Consider the following 15,954-nt stretch of genomic DNA (forward strand, 5'->3'; position numbering starts at 1 on the left):
TTTCCTCTCAAGCCGTCTGGGGACTCGTGCTGACCGCCGGCTCGGGCCGGCGCTCCCGGTCGCCTCGGGGTACGGCGGCGATCACCAGCGCGCCGAGTACCGCCGGGACCGCGAACCCGTAGAAGTTCCAGTCCAGGCTCAGGCCGGAGTCCAGTACCCATCCGCCGAAGAGCGGACCGACGATCGCGCCGAGCCGGCCGACGCCGAGCGACCAGCCCAGCGCCGTCGCGCGACTTCCGGCCGGGTAGTGCGTCGCGACGTACCCGTTGACCAGGATCTGGGTGCCGACCGTGCCGACTCCGGCGATCGCGATCAGCAGGTGGAGCGCGAACGCGGCCGGGTCCGTGCTGAGTGCGTAGATGGACACAGCAGCGAGTGTGAAGGCCACCGTCGTGACGACCTTGGAGCCGAGCCGGTCGGCCAGGGCCGAGGCGACCAGGGCACCGACGACCGCGCCGACGTTCATCACCAGGAGGAACCGCAGCGAAGAGCCGAGCGGGTAGCCGGACTGGCGCATGATCTGCGGAAGCCAGGTGTTCAGCCCGTACACCAGGAGCAGGCCGAAGAAGCTGGCAAGTCCGAAGAGGATCGTCGCGACCAGATGCTTTCGCCCGAACAGCACCGCGAGCGGAGTCCGCCTCTGCTCAGCGGGCTCGGGCTGTACGCCGTACTTCGCTGCGAGCTCGGCCGCTTCGTCGTACCGGCCGCGCGCCTGCAGGAAGCTCACCGACTCGGGCAGGAACCGCCACGCCAGTGGCAGCACCAGGACCAGCGGAGCCATACCGATCGCGAACATGATGGGGAAACCGTGCACCGGCACGAGGTTGATCGCCAGCACCGCCGCCAGCACGCCGCCGAGTGAGAACCCGGAGAACATCAGCGCGTTGTTGAAGTTCCGGCGGTGCGGTGGGGCGTACTCGACGGTGAGGGCGATCGCGGTCGGCACCACGCCGCCGAGTCCGAGTCCGGTGACGAAGCGGAGGATGCCGAACACCTCGGCGTTCGGCGCCAGCGCGGTCGCGCCCATCGCGAGCGAGAACCAGACGATGCTGGCGAACATGATCTTGCGCCGGCCGAGGATGTCGGTCAGGGCGCCCACGCAGAGCGTCCCGATCACCATCCCGGTCAGCGCGTAGCTGCCGATCGCACCGGCCTGACCAGGCGTCAGGTGCCAGTCCGGGTTCTTCAGCAGGGACGGTACGACGGCGCCGTACACGATCAGGTCGTAACCGTCGAAGACGATCGTGACGAAGCAGATGGCGACCACCCAGAGCCCGGTGCGGGACCGGGTGGTGGTGGCAGGGGAACTGGTCATGGCGGCGGCCTCGTTTCGTGCCGGGCTGACGGTGGATGTGATGAAAGTAGGACTATTTGACGACGACCGTCAAGACTTTGACACACTTCTGATGGCATCATGAGAGGATGAGCGCTGCGAACCACTGGGAACGGCTCCGAGGAGACGTGATGAAACCTCGGTCGATCGTCTTCGACCTGTTCGGCGACTACATCCGCTATCACGGCGGCGAGGTCCGGCTGCGCACACTGACCGCGTTGCTGGAGTGCTTCGACGTGGGCGAGAGCACCGTGCGGGTGGTGATGGCGCGACTGCGGCGCGAAGGCTGGTTCGACACCCGGCGGGACGGCCGCGAGACGGTGTACGCGCTCAACGACAAGAGCTGGCGACTGCTCGACGAGGGGCGGACGCGGATCTTCGAACGCTCCCGGGAGCCGTGGGACCGGCAGTGGTCGATGGTGATCTACTCCGTCCCGGAGAGCGAGCGCGCCCTCCGCGAGGAGCTGCGCAAGGAGCTCGCCTGGCTCGGATTCGGGCCGCTCACGTCGTCGACCTGGGTGAGTCCGCACGATCGGCTGACCGAGATCCAGGAGCACTTCGCCGACCAGCCGTCGATCCAGCTCGATCTACTGCAGTGCCGATCGTCCGGGTTGTCCCGCGACCGCGAAATGGCGGCGCGGTGCTGGGAGCTCGGCTCCCTCGACGACGACTACGCAACCCTGCTGCGCACCTACCGGCCGCGGATGCGGGCCTACCGCGCCGGCTCGCTGACGCCACGCGAGGCGCTCGTCGAGCGGATGAAACTCGTCCACGACTACCGGATGTTCCCGTTCCGGGACCCCGATCTCCCCGAAGAGCTACTCCCCACGGGCTGGCACGGCCGCGAGGCGCATGACCTCTTCCTCCAGGCCCACGAGGCCCTGAAGGCGCCGGCCGACGGCTTCTTCGTCGAGGCCGCAGGTACCGACCGCGTCGCCTGACTCATCAGGAACGGCGACGCGGCAACGTTGTCATGTGTCAAATTCTTGACGAGCGGCGTGTAGATGTACTTCAATCCAGACCTTCGCACAGGATCGCCGGCCCCGGTCCGCCGTCCCCCTCGCGTGCTCTGGAGGCACCGCCGATGAGACCGATCAAATCGACCCTTGCCGTACTCGCGGCAGGCGGGCTACTCGCCTGGTGGGCCCACCCGGCAATTGCAGAGCCTGCCGCCGGCTCGCAGACCGCCGCCGCGTCACCGCCGGCCCCGGGTCCCGCCGTACTGAACGCTCCCCCGCCCACCGCCGCACAGCTGGAGAACACCGGCATCTGGCAGGCCCAGCCGACGATGGTTTGTCACAGCAGCGCCTACCGCGACGGCGAGTTCCTCAACCAGGGCTGCGTGTACGACGACCAGGGCGCCCAGCTCGTCACCACCAACTGGCCGGAACATTCGCTCACCTTCGCGTACACGTACCCGACCAACCCGGCGTACCGCGGTAACGCCGCCGACCTCGTCGAGGTCCGCGTGAAGCCGCTCGCCGACGCGACCGCGTTCCGGATCACGTTCAACACGATGACCGACCCGGACCTGGTGGGTACGACGATCGCGCTCGGCAGCTCGCTGCTCCCGAAACAGGCGCCGCACGGCGCGAACACCGCGATGCCCGCCGAGAAGTTCGTCACCGTGCACGGCCGGACAGGCGACATCGTCGACGCGGCCACCGGCAAGACGTCACCCATCGCGCCGACCGTCTCGATCGACGTCGCGCGCCGGCAGGTCGAGGTTCGCGTCCCGCACACCGCCTACGACCCCGGTACGCGCACGGTCCGGGTCGCAGCGGCAGCCGGTCTGTGGGACCGCGCCGGCAACAAGTTCTTGCTCCCGCAGGCGGTCGCCGACGCGAACCACCCGGGTGGCGCGTTGACAGCCGGCCTGCGACCGTCGGCGTACTTCGATGTCGCGTTCCGGCAGGAGCCGTTCGACTCGCCGTGGCGCAACGACAACCAGAAGACGACGCTTGCCAGCGGCAACATCAGCAAGTTCTACGCCGCGGTCGACTTCGCCAAGTTGGCACAGCACACCACCGACAACAGCGCCGTACCGACCTCGGGCTACATCGAGCGGCTCTACGCGACGAACAGCGAAGTCGCCCAGGGGCGCCGGTTGCCAGGTGACGCGGGCAAGCCGCCGCTCGGGTCCTTCACCCAGCAGAACGGCGCGACCCTCGACGGCGAAGGTACGCCGAGTGTCCAGTTCGGCTGGATCTGCCGGGACGACTGCGTCTCCGACCTCCCCGGTCGGTTGCAGCGGTACGTCGCCTACGTCCCCGACCTGCCGCGGCCGGCCGACGGCTACGCGAGCATGGTCTGGACGCCCGGCTACGCCCAGAGCGCGAACGACCAGGTCGGCGACCCGGGCACCGGAGCACTCCTGCCGGCCGGCGACCGGGACCTGTTCCACCAGGTCGCGAACCGTCCGTCCGCACCGACCGTCGTGATCTCGGTCGACGGCCGCGGCAACGACAACTGGTACTACGGACGCTCCGGAGCCTCCGTGTTCGAGGCGCTCGCTGATGCCCGCCGAGCATTCGGGCTCGACCCCACGCGGACCGTGATGAGCGGGTTCTCGAGCGGGGCGTACGGCGCGAACAAGCTCGCGCTGCAGTTCCCAGACGTGTTCAGCAAGGCCTTTATCTGCGACGGCCTGAACATGGCGCCGTCGTTCCCCGGGATCAACGGGATCGCCGACACCCTTCCCGTCGACACCGCGACCCAGCACGAACCCGGCTCGGTGCTGACACCGCTGCTGCCGTCGCGCCGCAACCAACCGGTGATGGAGTGGGCCGGGCTTCCGGACAACTACATCCCGTACAACATCCCCCGCGAGCGGGCGAACGCCTATATCGCCGGAGCGCAGTACGACTTCACCTTCGACAGCTGGCTCGGTGCGTCCTCCGATCACGTGGTGATGTGCGCGAATGCGACCTGGAAGGTGCTGACCGACTGGCTCGGCGACATGCGCGGTACGCAGGATCCGTTCCACGTCACCTACGTACGCAACCCCGCGATGGACGACCCGGAGTCAGGACTCGTCGGCGACCACGCCTACTGGTTGAGCGCCATCCAGAGCCGGTCCGGTGATCTCGGGACCATCGACGTACGGTCACACGGCTTCGGTCTCGCCGACGCACCAGCGGGCCCGGTCGTCACGGGCGCCGGAGTGGCGACCGGTTCGACCGTGCCCGTCAACGCCTACACCTCCGAACGGCGGGCGAAGCCGGCTCCGGTCAGCGCACCGATCGCGAACCGGCTCGACATCACCGCGACGAACATCAGCACGGTGACGATCGACCCCCAGCAGGCCAAGGTCACCTGCGACGCCGACCTGAACGTGACAACCAACGGACCCCTCACGGTCCGCATGCTCAACTGCCCCGACCGCACCTTCGACTGACCCATCGCCCGCCGGCCACTCCCGGCCGGCGGGCTCACACGGGCGCGCGCCGAACACATACACACGCTCACACCCAAGCAGCCGCTGCTCCAGCAGATCCAGCGCCTTGTCCGCCGAACTGTCGACCCAGCCGAACCTGGGCGACCTCAGGATCGCGTTGATCCACGCGACGAACGGACTGTAGACGACGCTGACGCATCCGCCGCTGCCGCGCAGCAGCGGCGATCGGATGTAGTCGAGAGCACCCGCCGTCGGCGTACTGGCCAACAGATGCCAGCCGTCGCTCTTGGCCGCCGTCGACGCGAAGAGCTGCGGGTTGAGGTTCCGCACCTCCCGGTACTGCACCGGGACCCCGCTCTCCCCTGCTACTTCATCTTGATGATGATCCTGCTGCGGGTGCGGTCTGTGAAGGCGGTGGCCGCGTCGGCCAGGTCGTGGACTGCCGTGACGAGCGGGGTGAGTCTCCCGTCGCGGAGGCGGGCAGCCAGCTGGGTCGTTTGGTCGCGGTGGGGCTCTACGACGAAGAAGATTGCCCGCCCGTCGGTCGGGTGGACGGTCGGCGGGTCGGCGACCGTGACGAGGGTGCCGCCGGGGCGCAGCAGCGCCGTGGAGCGGTCGCGGATCTCGCCGCCGATCACGTCGAACACCACGTCGACCTCGCCGACGTCCTCGAGCCGGTCGTTGCCCAGGTCAAGGAACTCGTGGGCACCCAGCCTGCCGGCCAACTCCCGATCGGCGGCCCGACCGGTGCCGATGATGTGCGCTCCGGTCTCACGAGCCAGTTGTACGGCGACCGAGCCGACGGAACCGCCCGCGCCGTGAATAAGAACGCTCTGGCCTGCTTGCAAATGAGCGTGGTCGTACAGCGCCTGCCGCGCGGTCAGACCCGGCATCACGACAGCGGCCGCGGTGACATGATCGATATCGGCGGGTAGCGGAGCCAGGTTCCGGGCCTCCACGGCGGCGTACTCGGCAAGCGACCCGTTGCGGGCCCAGTCGGTCAGCCCGAAGACCTGCTGGCCGACCGTGAGACCCGTCGTACCGTAGCCGAGCTCGACGACCACACCGGACACTTCGTGGCCGAGCACGCTGGGCGTCCGGTCGCGGCCGGCGCGGTCAACCCAGGTCCCGGGCCACTCCGGCTCGCCTCGGAGAAAGCCGGCCGCGTGGACCTGGACGATGACGTCGTTCTCGGCGGCGCGGGGATGAGGCAGCTCGGTCAGGGCCAGCCCGTAGCCGTCGGCCTCGGGATCGCGGACAGTGATGGCACGCATGGAAGAGTCCTTTGCAGGGGGTCGATGGGATGGTTCCCTTCGACCGTAGGCAGAAGCGGCCCGCAAACCCTGGTCCATTCCGGCCCTGTTTCGATGGGCCACCGCGCCCAGTACCGTCAGACAGCGGGTGGGACGGCCACGATCTTGCCGTGGATCTCGCCCGCGTCGGCCTGCTGGTGGATCGCGGGCAGTTCGCTCAGCGGCACCCGCCGGGCGATCTCGACGTGCAGGTCGCCGCTGTCGACGAGGGCCACGAGGTTCGAGAGCACGTCCGTGTCGGGGTGGACGAAGATCGTCTCCGCGCGCACGTTCCGCTCCTCGTCGCCGGGCGTCGGCACGGTCGGCGTCGTGGAGACGACCACGCCGCCGTCACGGACCCGTGCGACCAAGGCGGTGAAGCCGTCGGGGGTGATCGGGGCCAGGTTGAGCAGTACGTCGACGGGCTCGGTGACCGCGTCGAGCACGGTGGTGGCCGTGTGGTCGATGATCTCGTCCGCCCCGGCCGCCTTGACGATCTCGGTGCTGCGCGGGCTCGCTGTGGCGATGACGTGCGCACCTGCACGCTTGGCCAGCTGTACGGCATACCCGCCCACGGGACCGCCGGCGCCGTTGATCAGCACCCACTGACCTGCTGTGAGCCGGCCCGCTTCGAAGAGTGCCTGAGAAGCCGTGAGCCCGACCGACGGCAAGCCAGCGGCATCGGCAAGCGGGATGCGCACCGGCGCCTTCACCAGCACGTTCGCCGGAGCGACGACGTACTGCGCTGCCGATCCGTCGGCGTTCATCGGGATGAACCCGACGACGTTCTCGCCCAGAGAGAGGCCGTCCACCCCGTCGCCGAGTGCGTCGATCGTGCCGGAGACGTCGTACCCCGGAACATGCGGCAGCGTCACCGGGATCGGCAGGAAGCCGCCGCGGAGACCGCCGTCGGCCGGGTTGTACGCCGACCCGGCGACCTGGATCCGCACCTCACCGGCGCCGGGGACCGGCAGGTCAGCGTCTTCGTACCGCAGAACCTCCGCGCCGCCGGTTTCGTGGAACCGCACTGCCTTCATGGTTTCTTTCCTTCCAGTGATGTGCTTCGGATTCGAAGCAACTGATCATCACTGTAGCTCTGCTTCGAAATCGAAGCAAGTGCTTCAAGTTAGAAGCACTGATAGGCTCCGGGCATGACGCCTTCTCTGGATGCCACGCAGCTGGGCGCGTACTTCGCACTGATCGAGGCGAGCAGTCTGCTCAAGCACGCCGTCGAGCAGCAGCTGCGGGAGGCCGGGGATCTCAGCTACGTGCAGTTCCAGCTCCTGGCCACGCTCGGCGACGCCCCGACGGGCAGCCGGCGGATGACCGACCTGGCCGACGGCGTCGTCTACAGCCGCAGCGGACTGACCTACCAGGCCCAGACACTGGAGAAGCGGGGCCTCGTGACCCGGACGCAGTCCTCCGACGACGAGCGCAGCATCACCGTCACGATCACCGACGAGGGACGCGCCGTACTCGCGAAGGTCTTCCCCGGTCACATCGCCGTCCTCGGCGACCTCTTGTTCGCCCCGCTGTCCCGCGCCGACATCGAGACCCTCGCCGACATCCTCACCCGCACCCGAGACCACATGCGCCAAACCCCACCCCGCTCGGCAGAACCACGCCGCCGCAGAAAACCGACCTCAGCCGCCGAGTAACTGCCGGACCGCGTCAGAATGGGCGGGTGCAGTCCCACCGGCTCCTCATCAGTGACGCTGCGTCGCAGCGACGAAGTGCGCTCGTCGAGTTGCTCACGCCGGCGGTGGTCCTCCGGAGTGAACTCGCCGCCGGCGCCACGGACCTCGTCCACGTCTACCAAGCCCAGAACCCCACCGTCGCGTTCAGCGCCCGGGACCTCCGCTCCCCCGGCATCGCCGAAGCGGCGCAGATAGCCCGCGACGCCGCCTTCACCTGCGTCGTTCGCTCACCCGGCGGCCGGATGGTCGCCTACGACAGCGGAGCGGTCGTCATCGACCACATCACTCGTACGCCCGGAGGCCCCAGCGTCTTCGCCTCGAACGCAGACCATCACCTGCAGGTACTGCGTTCCCTGTCCGGCGCGGACCTCCGTATCGGGGAGGTCGACAACGAGTACTGCCCCGGAGAGTTCAGCATCAACGTCGCGGGCAGCGCCAAGGTCCTTGGCTCGGCTCAGCGCATCACTGCGGGCGCCGCGATGTTCAGTACGGTCATCCAGGTCGCCGTACCCGATCGGGTGCGACAGGTTCTCATCGGCGTGTCCGACGCCTTGGGCTATCCGCTCCGCGCCTCCTCGATCGCCGGACTCGCGGACTTCGCCCCGGCAGTCGCTCCCTCCGCGGTCGTGGACGCGTTCCGTGCGGACTATCGGACGCGCTTGGGTCTCGAAGACGGCCAACTCCCCGATGACCTCCGCACCCTCATCGCCAGTGTGGACGGCGAGCAGTACGACGGGATCTTTCACGTCGACGATTGGGCCCGCGCCCGGCCTGCACTGCGGCAGATGAGGTAGATGGCGAAGGAGATCGTGGTGATGTAAGGGCTGATCGGGAGGGAGCTGCCCGCGGCCAGGAGGACGCCGCCGACTGATGCGACGAGGGCGAAGAGTGTGCTGAGGAGCGGCACTCGAAACGGAGAGGCGGAGACGCGGAGCGCGGCGGCTGCGGGGGTCACCAGGAGGGACAGCACCAGGAGTGCTCCGACGATCTGCACCGAGACCGCGACCGCGAGACCGAGCAGGGTCATGAAGACCAGCGACATGACGCCCACCGGGACACCACGGGCAGCTGCGACGTCCGCGTCGGTGCTGGCGAAGAGCAGCGGCCGCCAGACCACCAGCAGGCCGACGATCACCAGAGCCGCGATGGCGATCAAGGACTTGATCTGCGGGTCGTCGATCGCCACGATCTGGCCGGTCAGCAGGCCGAACTTGTTGGCCGCCCGACCGTGGTAGAGACCGAGGCACAGGATGCCCAGCCCGAGACCGAACGGCATCAGGACCGCGGTGACCGAGTTGCGATCCCGGGCCCGGCTCCCCAGAACGCCGATCAGCAGAGCGGCCGCGAGTGAGCCGACCAGGGCCCCCGCGACGACGCTGACCCCGAAGAGCAGACCGGCCGCCGCGCCGGCGAAGGACAGCTCGCTGACGCCGTGCACCGCGAACGCCATGTCGCGTGTCATCACGAACACACCGATCAGGCCGCCCATAACCCCGAGCACGACGCAGGCAATCACCGAATTCTTCAACAGGGGCAGCAGTTGCGCGTACCCGGAGAAGTTGAAGATCTCGGACCACAGGGCATCCAGACCGATCACAGCGCAACCTGCTCAGGATGGTGGTACGGCTGATCGTCGGGTACGCCGGCCACCAGGATCCGGCCGCGATGCCGGATCACGTCGACGGGAGCATCGAAGAGGTCGCTGAGGACCTCGCTCGTCATCACCTCATCCGGTGTCCCGATCCGGAAACGATTGTTGGCTATGTAGAGCACGCGGTCGACCTTGTCGAGAATTGGGTTGATGTCGTGGGTGACGAACAGAACGGCGAGGTCGAGGCGACGGCGGGCGTCGTCGACGAGATCGCAGACGAGCCGCTGGTGCGGCAGGTCCAGCGACAGCAGCGGTTCATCGCAGAGCAGCAACCGCGGCTCGGCGGCCAACGCTTGAGCGATCCGCAACCGTTGCTGTTCGCCACCTGACAGCGAGGCCACCGGGACGGATTCGTACGCTTCAGCCCCGACCGAAGACAGCAGCTGACTGACCCGTTGACGACGTCGACGCGACGGCAGCGGAACGCCCCACCGATGACCGTCGACGCCGAGCGCCACGAGGTCCCGGCCGCGGAGCGGTAGCCCGTCGTCGGCCAGTCGTTGCTGCGGTATGTACCCGATCCGCCGATCGCCGCGACGTACCGGCGTACCCAGAACCCTGGCACTGCCGGACCGCAGCCGCAGCTGGCCGAGGACGACCTTCAGGAGGCTCGACTTGCCGGACCCATTGGCGCCCAGTACGGCGATGAGCTCGCCGCGCCGTACCTCGAGATCGAGGTCTTCCCAGAGCATCCGGGATCCGAAGCCCAGTGCGGCGCCCTCCAGCGTCAGCAGCGGTTCGGCAGCGCTCACGGTTACTGGCCCAGCGCTGCGCCGAGCGCCGCGAGGTTCGCCGACATCCAGCCGACGTAGTCCTTGCCTGCCGGCAGCGTCTCGGTCACCGGCACGACCGGGATGTTGTTCTGCTTCGCCGCAGCCAGCACCTTCTCCGTCTCCGGTCCGGTCGTCTGCGCGTTGTATGCGAGCAGCTTCACCTCGTGCTTGCTGTAGAGCTCCAGCGTCTCGTTCAGCACCTTGGCCGGTACGTCGCTGTCCTCCTCGATCGCCTCGCTGAACTCGTCCGGGGTCTTGTTCCGCAATCCGGCAGCGTCGAGCAGGTACACCGGCACCGGCTCGGTGATCGCCACGGGCTGCCCGTCGTACTTCTGCTTCAACGCGGCTTCCTGCTGCACGAGTCCGTCGATCTTCGCCTTCAGGGCGTCGGCGTTCTGCTGGAACGTCGTTGCGGCGCTCGGGTCAGCCTTCGCGTAGGCCTGCTCGAGTTGGTCGATCACCTTCACGACCGTCGGGAAGTCGTACCAGACATGCTCGTTGAGTTCCGCACCGGCGGCGGCCTTGCGGCCCGAGATGGTGACGGCGTTCAGCACGGTCGCCGAACCGTTCTTGGCGCTCTTCAGCATCCGGTCGATGAAGTCGTCGTACCCGCCGCCGTTCTCGATCACCACCGTCGCCTCGGACAGCGACAGCTGATTGCGCGTACTGGCCTCGTACTCGTGCGGGTCGGCGTCCGGGCTGGTGATGATCGAGGTCACCTGCACCTTGTCGCCGCCGACGGCGCCGGCCAGATCGCCCCAGACATTGGTCGAGGCAACGACCTTGATCGAGGCAGCAGCGGCCGGAGTGGCGCCTGACTCCCCGGACGAGTCGCCGGACGAACATCCATAAAGCCCCACGGCCACGGCGACGACGGCAGCGGGCAGGGCAAGCAGTCTGCGGTTCACGAGCTGACCAACCTGACAATTCGAGCGGATGAAATGACAACCGTTATCATTATCAACAGATCCGCGGTCAGCACAAGTCGAGCGTCGGCGCCCTCGCGCCGAGTTCGTGATGAAACGTCGGGCGGCGTCGACGCGATAGGTGTGTGGGAGGGATGTCGTGCGATGTCGGTGTTGCCGTTCAGACGGCGAGCTAACGCCTAGCGAGGCAGACGTGGTTACTGTGCGTCTGCTGGCGCTGCTGCATGCCGTGCAGGAGTCGCTCACCCGCTCGCCGACCGTCCTCGACGACGATCAGTTGCTCGGTCGAATCGGTTCGATGGAGCCTTAGGATCTGGAGTCGGCTCCAGGAAGGCTGTTACGTTCGGAGTATGACGACCTACTCGCCGGCCGAGGCGGCCGCACAGTCCGGGTTCAGCATCGACACGCTGCGTTATTACGAGCGCGAAGGGATTTTGCCGCCCATCGAGCGCAGCCCGGGCGGCCGGCGCGTGTACAGCGACGGCGATCTGTGGATGCTCGGGTTCCTGCGGTGCCTACGGGACACGGGGATGTCGATCGAGCAGTTGCGGCGGTACGGCGAGTTGAGCCTCGACGACGCCACGATGCCGGAGCGGGTCGCTCTGCTCGAGGAGCACGCCGCGTCGATCCGGGCCCGGATCACCGAGCTCGACGCGACCCTCGTACGGGTTCAGGAGAAGGTGGACTGGTACCGCGGCGAACTTCGCCGTACGGCGGATGGGGCGTCCTGACCCGCTCCGGCAAAGGGGTTTTCTAGGGGTTGTTCAGCGCGGCCAGTTCGTCCTCGGTGAGGGTGGTCGACGCGCCTTCCACGGCCTGCTCGATCTGTTCGATGCTGCTTGCTCCGACGATCGGTGTCAGTGCCGGGTTGCCGGAGGCCAGCCACGCGAGCACCACCTGCCCCGGCCGGAGCCCGCGCTCCTTGGCGACCCCGGCCAGTGCCTCCAGCCGCCGTTCGGTGCCGGGGTGGCGGTACTCGGTTTCCAGCGGACGGTCGGTGCGGTCGTAGCGGCCCTGGAGAGTGGCGGTGTAGACCCAGCCGTCGAACGACGGGTTGCGTCGCAGGAAGTCGAGGCCGTCGGGTGACAGCATCCCCAGCGGGATCGGCTGGCCCTCCACGTCCATGCCGCCGGCGGGCTGGAGGTAGGAGTAGCGCTCCTGGTACGCGTCTGGTTGCGGGAGGCCGGCGTGTTCGGCGGTGGCCCGGATCCGTTCGAGCAGCCAGGACGGGTGGTTGGACACGCCCCAGCGGGCGGTCAATCCGTCACCGACCAGGCCGCCGAACGTCTCGACCAGGTCCTCCAGCGGTACGGCCGGGTCTTCGACGTGCGCCCAGTACAGGTCCACACCGTCCACGCCCAGCCGCTCCAGGCTCTGCGTCATGGCTTCGCGTACGACGTCCTTGCGCAGCCCCTCGAGGTGGTCGGGGAACCCGCCGACCCGCGTGGGCTGAGCGCCGACCTTGGTACTGAGGCGGACGCGAACGCCTGGGTTGGACGCCAGCCAGCGCCCCAGCAGCGCCTCGCTCTGCCCGCCGAAGCCGGTGTCGGAAGTCCAGAAGCTGTAGTTGTCGGACGTGTCGATGAAGGCTCCGCCCAGCTCGACGTACCGGTCGAGAATCGAGAACGCAGTCCGCTCATCCACCCTCGTGCCGAAGTACATCGCCCCAAGGGCCATCGTGGGTGTATTCATGCCCCCACCCTGATTGCTGGAGCGCGCTCCAGGTCAAGCCCGCCGGTCAGATCTTGTGTTGGGTGGTGAGGGTTTGGCGCCAGTGTTCGGCCGCGAGGGTCATGTCGTGGCCGAGGTGTTCGAGGAACTGGCTGGTGGTGTGGAGGCGGTCGCCGGTCGGGGTGTCGGTGCCGAAGATCTCGGCGCCTTGGCGGGTGGTACTGGCCCACCTCGCCATCGAGCGGACGCTGGACATCCAGGCGTGGTACCAGGCGTCGATGTCGACGATGTACCGCACCCGGCGGGCCTCGCGCTCGCGGGTGACCAGTTCGCGCTGCTCGAGCCATCGGACGGCGTGGGAGATCGTCGCCGGGCTGACGTGCAGATGGTGCACCAGTTCCGCGGCCGTCAGACTGCCGCGCTCGCTGACGAACAGGGCGACGAACACCCGCGCGGTCATCGGCGCCATCCCGGTCTCGACCATGATCGCGACGAAATGCTCCTCGAACTCCCGGGCCGACGCCGCGTCGGTGATCGGGGCGGCAGGGGCGGTGGCGGCGTGCGGGCGCTTGCGGCGACGGGCGCGCCAGGTCGTCGCCAACTGCGCGCGAGCAGCCCGGTACGCATGCGGGCCGCCGTTCCTCGCGATCTCGCGGGTGACGGTCGACGTCGGCCGCCCTAGCCGCCGAGCGATCTCCGCGATCGCCAAGCCGGCCGCCAGCCCGTCGGCGATCCGGCGGCGCTGATCCGCCGTCAGCCGGTCTCCTGGCACCTGTTCATCCTCTCTCGGGTTGCAATCAGCTACATTATCATTGCACCAATATATGCGCTCTGACCTGCGGAGATGAGATCACTGAGTTGTCCACGAACAGAATACGAGCCTAACGTCCTAGTCGACCAAGAGGAGAAGATTCATGGAGAAAGTCGTTCTCGTCACCGGCGCCTCCGCAGGGATCGGCAAGGCCACCGCACTCGAGTTCCTTGCCGCCGGCCACATCGTGTACGGCGCCGCGCGCCGCGTCCCCAAGATGGACGACATCAGCGCAGCGGGCGGCCACGTACTGGCAATCGACGCACGCCGGCCGGAGGACCTGGAGCGCGTCGTCAGCACGATCATCGAGGAACAAGGACGCCTCGACGTGCTGATCAACAACGCCGGCAGCGTCCTGCACGGCGCGGCCGAGGACATCCCCCTCGACCTCGCCCGCGACCAGTTCGAGGTCAACGTCTTCGCACCGGCCAGGCTGGCGCAGCTCGTCCTGCCACAGATGCGCGAACACGGTTCCGGAACGATCGTCAACGTGTCCTCGATCGGCGGCGAGATCGCGCTCCCGCTCGGTTGCTGGTACTACGCGACGAAACACGCACTGGAGGCGTACTCGGACAGCCTGCGGATGGAGGTCGAGCCGTTCGGCATCGACGTCGTGATCATCCAGCCGGGCATCATCAAGACCGACTTCGAAGACCGCACGGCACAGGATCTGCGCGAGATCTCCGGTACGACGGCGTACGGCGAGATGGCCGAAGCGATGGCCGTGCGCGCCGAGGCGCAACTGGGCGAGAACAGCCAGGGCAGCGACCCGAGTGTCGTCGCCGCGACGATCCGGGAGGCCGTCGAAGCGGACAAGCCCGAGACGCGCTACGCGGTCGGCTGGATGGCCGACAAGCTCCTGGAGCTTGGCAGGACGCTGCCGGACCGGGAGTTCGACAAGCTCGTCACGAGCGCGGGCAAGTAGGTCCCGATGACCGATCAGCCCAACCCGCGCAGGTGGTGGACGCTCGCCGCGCTCGTCCTCGCCTCGCTTGCCGTCGGCTTCGACGCGACCATCCTGAACCTGGCGCTGCCGACGATGGCGAAGGACCTCAACGCCGGCAACGCGCAACTGCAGTGGTTCGTCACCGTCTACACCCTGGTACTCGCGGCCGGCATGATCCCGGCCGGCATGATTGGCGACCGCCTCGGCCGGAAGAAGACCATGCTGGCCGCGCTGGCGATCTTCGGCATCAGCTCGCTGGCCGCCGCCTATGCTCCGTCGTCCGAGCTCTTCATCGCGGCGCGTGCCGTCCTCGGCCTCGGCGCCGCGCTCATGATGCCGACGATGCTGGCGCTGATCCCGACGATGTTCACCCCCGACGAGCGGCCGAAGGCGATCGGGACGCTGGCCGGCGCCTCGCTGCTGGCGTTTCCGATCGGTCCGCTCCTGGGCGGGTGGCTGCTGAACCACTTCTGGTGGGGTTCGGTGTTCCTGATCAACATCCCGATGGTCGTACTGGCCGTGCTCGCGGTCGGGGCGTGGATGCCGGAATCGGAACCTCGACGCGGCCAGCGGATCGACGGCGCCGGCCTGGTGCTGTCGAGTGCCGCGATGACGGCGTTGACCTACGGCCTGATCGAGATCGGCGAGCGAGGCTGGACGGACGCCGCCGTCCTCGGGCCGATCCTGGGCGGGTTGGCCGCGCTGGCGCTGTTCGTGCTCTGGGAACGACGGTTCAGCGACCCGCTGGTGGAACTCTCGCTGTTCGCCAACGCTCGCTTCAGCGTCGGCACGGGCCTGGCGACAGTCGTCAACTTCACGCTGTTCGGCGTGCTGTTCGTGTTGCCGCAGTACTTCCAGGCGATTGTCGGCGTGGACGCGATGGGGAGCAGCCTGCGCCTGTTGCCGCTGATCGGCGGGATGCTCATCGGCATGGTCGCCGCGGGCCGAGTGGGTACGGCGATCGGGCCGAAACTCACAGCTGTGCTGGGATTCATCCTGCTGGCGGGGTCTCTCTTCGTTGGCGCCACCACCGGTGTCGGCAGTGGTACGGCGCTGATGGCCGGATGGACCGTCGCGTACGGGCTCGGCCTCGGCTTCACCCTGCCCACGGCCATGAATGCGGCGCTGGGTGCTCTGTCACCCCTCAGTGCCGGCGTCGGAGCCGGGGTCACGCAGTCCGTTCGTACCTTGGGCGGCAGTTTCGGCGCCGCGATCCTGGGCTCGATCCTGTCGTCCGCCTACCGCGACGCGGTCCCACCAGAAGCTCGCGAGAGCGTGTTCGCGGGCCTGGCCGCCGCGCGTTCCACCCAGTCCGCGGCCTTGGAAGACACCGTCCGCTCCGCCTTCGTCCACGGCCTCGACCTGGTCCTGATCACCAGCGGAGCACTCGCCATCCTCGGCCTTCTCCTAGCCGCAGCCTGGCTCCCCGGCAAACCGCATCACTCGTAGCGAACTCC

The 15,954-nt window shown here is 68.1% G+C and carries 15 protein-coding genes; 7 read left to right on the forward strand and 8 right to left on the reverse strand.

What is annotated here, in order from left to right:
- Window positions 1-7 precede the first annotated feature (7 nt).
- Entirely contained in the window at window positions 8-1,315 is a 1,308-nt protein-coding gene (locus E0H92_RS42650) for an MFS transporter (protein WP_131500320.1), read from the reverse strand.
- A gap of 149 nt (window positions 1,316-1,464) precedes the next feature.
- Here E0H92_RS42650 and E0H92_RS42655 point away from each other — a divergent pair, with 149 nt between their 5' ends.
- Window positions 1,465-2,274: a PaaX family transcriptional regulator gene (locus tag E0H92_RS42655; RefSeq protein ID WP_131463031.1), complete on the forward strand. Its 810-nt coding sequence runs from the start codon at window positions 1,465-1,467 to the stop codon at window positions 2,272-2,274.
- A 143-nt stretch (window positions 2,275-2,417) separates the two neighbouring features.
- Window positions 2,418-4,730 (forward strand): hypothetical protein, encoded by a 2,313-nt coding sequence (locus tag E0H92_RS45420; RefSeq protein WP_238173839.1) that lies wholly within the window; start codon window positions 2,418-2,420, stop codon window positions 4,728-4,730.
- Window positions 4,731-5,095: 365 nt separating this feature from the next.
- Here the strand turns inward: E0H92_RS45420 and E0H92_RS42665 are convergent, their stop codons facing one another.
- Entirely contained in the window at window positions 5,096-6,004 is a 909-nt protein-coding gene (locus E0H92_RS42665; RefSeq protein WP_131500322.1) for an NADP-dependent oxidoreductase, read from the reverse strand.
- Between the two features lie 116 nt (window positions 6,005-6,120).
- Complete coding sequence (locus tag E0H92_RS42670; RefSeq protein ID WP_131500323.1) at window positions 6,121-7,059, reverse strand: NADP-dependent oxidoreductase; 939 nt, start codon at window positions 7,057-7,059, stop codon at window positions 6,121-6,123.
- A 114-nt stretch (window positions 7,060-7,173) separates the two neighbouring features.
- Between E0H92_RS42670 and E0H92_RS42675 the strand changes: the two genes are divergently transcribed.
- Window positions 7,174-7,680: a MarR family winged helix-turn-helix transcriptional regulator gene (locus tag E0H92_RS42675; RefSeq protein WP_131296434.1), complete on the forward strand. Its 507-nt coding sequence runs from the start codon at window positions 7,174-7,176 to the stop codon at window positions 7,678-7,680.
- Window positions 7,681-7,706: 26 nt separating this feature from the next.
- Window positions 7,707-8,513, forward strand: a complete 807-nt coding sequence (locus E0H92_RS42680; RefSeq protein WP_131500324.1) for a hypothetical protein — start codon at window positions 7,707-7,709, stop codon at window positions 8,511-8,513.
- Here the strand turns inward: E0H92_RS42680 and E0H92_RS42685 are convergent.
- From E0H92_RS42685 to E0H92_RS42695, 3 genes are all read right to left on the reverse strand, one after another.
- Complete coding sequence (locus tag E0H92_RS42685) at window positions 8,462-9,307, reverse strand: metal ABC transporter permease (RefSeq protein ID WP_202874135.1); 846 nt, start codon at window positions 9,305-9,307, stop codon at window positions 8,462-8,464. The genes E0H92_RS42680 and E0H92_RS42685 overlap by 52 nt on opposite strands.
- Before the next feature lie 5 nt (window positions 9,308-9,312).
- Window positions 9,313-10,062 carry a metal ABC transporter ATP-binding protein gene (locus E0H92_RS42690; RefSeq protein WP_131500489.1) on the reverse strand — a complete coding sequence of 250 codons (750 nt, stop codon included), beginning with the start codon at window positions 10,060-10,062 and terminating at the stop codon, window positions 9,313-9,315.
- 62 nt (window positions 10,063-10,124) lie between these two features.
- The gene (locus E0H92_RS42695; RefSeq protein WP_131500326.1) at window positions 10,125-11,051 is read right to left on the reverse strand and encodes a metal ABC transporter solute-binding protein, Zn/Mn family; all 927 of its coding nucleotides are present in this window, start codon (window positions 11,049-11,051) and stop codon (window positions 10,125-10,127) included.
- A 368-nt stretch (window positions 11,052-11,419) separates the two neighbouring features.
- On the opposite strand from E0H92_RS42695, the gene E0H92_RS42700 reads away from it, so the two are divergent.
- Entirely contained in the window at window positions 11,420-11,800 is a 381-nt protein-coding gene (locus E0H92_RS42700; protein ID WP_131500327.1) for a MerR family transcriptional regulator, read from the forward strand.
- Between the two features lie 22 nt (window positions 11,801-11,822).
- Here E0H92_RS42700 and E0H92_RS42705 read toward each other — a convergent pair whose 3' ends face one another.
- Both E0H92_RS42705 and E0H92_RS42710 read right to left on the reverse strand, forming a co-directional pair.
- Entirely contained in the window at window positions 11,823-12,761 is a 939-nt protein-coding gene (locus E0H92_RS42705) for an aldo/keto reductase (RefSeq protein WP_131500328.1), read from the reverse strand.
- Between the two features lie 46 nt (window positions 12,762-12,807).
- The gene (locus E0H92_RS42710) at window positions 12,808-13,512 is read right to left on the reverse strand and encodes a GbsR/MarR family transcriptional regulator (protein ID WP_131500329.1); all 705 of its coding nucleotides are present in this window, start codon (window positions 13,510-13,512) and stop codon (window positions 12,808-12,810) included.
- 142 nt (window positions 13,513-13,654) lie between these two features.
- Here E0H92_RS42710 and E0H92_RS42715 point away from each other — a divergent pair, with 142 nt between their 5' ends.
- Together E0H92_RS42715 and E0H92_RS42720 are read left to right on the forward strand one after the other, a co-directional pair.
- Window positions 13,655-14,476 carry an oxidoreductase gene (locus tag E0H92_RS42715; protein WP_131500330.1) on the forward strand — a complete coding sequence of 274 codons (822 nt, stop codon included), beginning with the start codon at window positions 13,655-13,657 and terminating at the stop codon, window positions 14,474-14,476.
- Between the two features lie 6 nt (window positions 14,477-14,482).
- Window positions 14,483-15,946, forward strand: coding sequence for a DHA2 family efflux MFS transporter permease subunit (locus tag E0H92_RS42720; RefSeq protein ID WP_131500331.1), 1,464 nt, complete (start codon window positions 14,483-14,485; stop codon window positions 15,944-15,946).
- Window positions 15,947-15,954: the final 8 nt, after the last annotated feature.

This window comes from Kribbella speibonae, assembly GCF_004331375.1.
GTDB lineage: Bacteria > Actinomycetota > Actinomycetes > Propionibacteriales > Kribbellaceae > Kribbella > Kribbella sindirgiensis.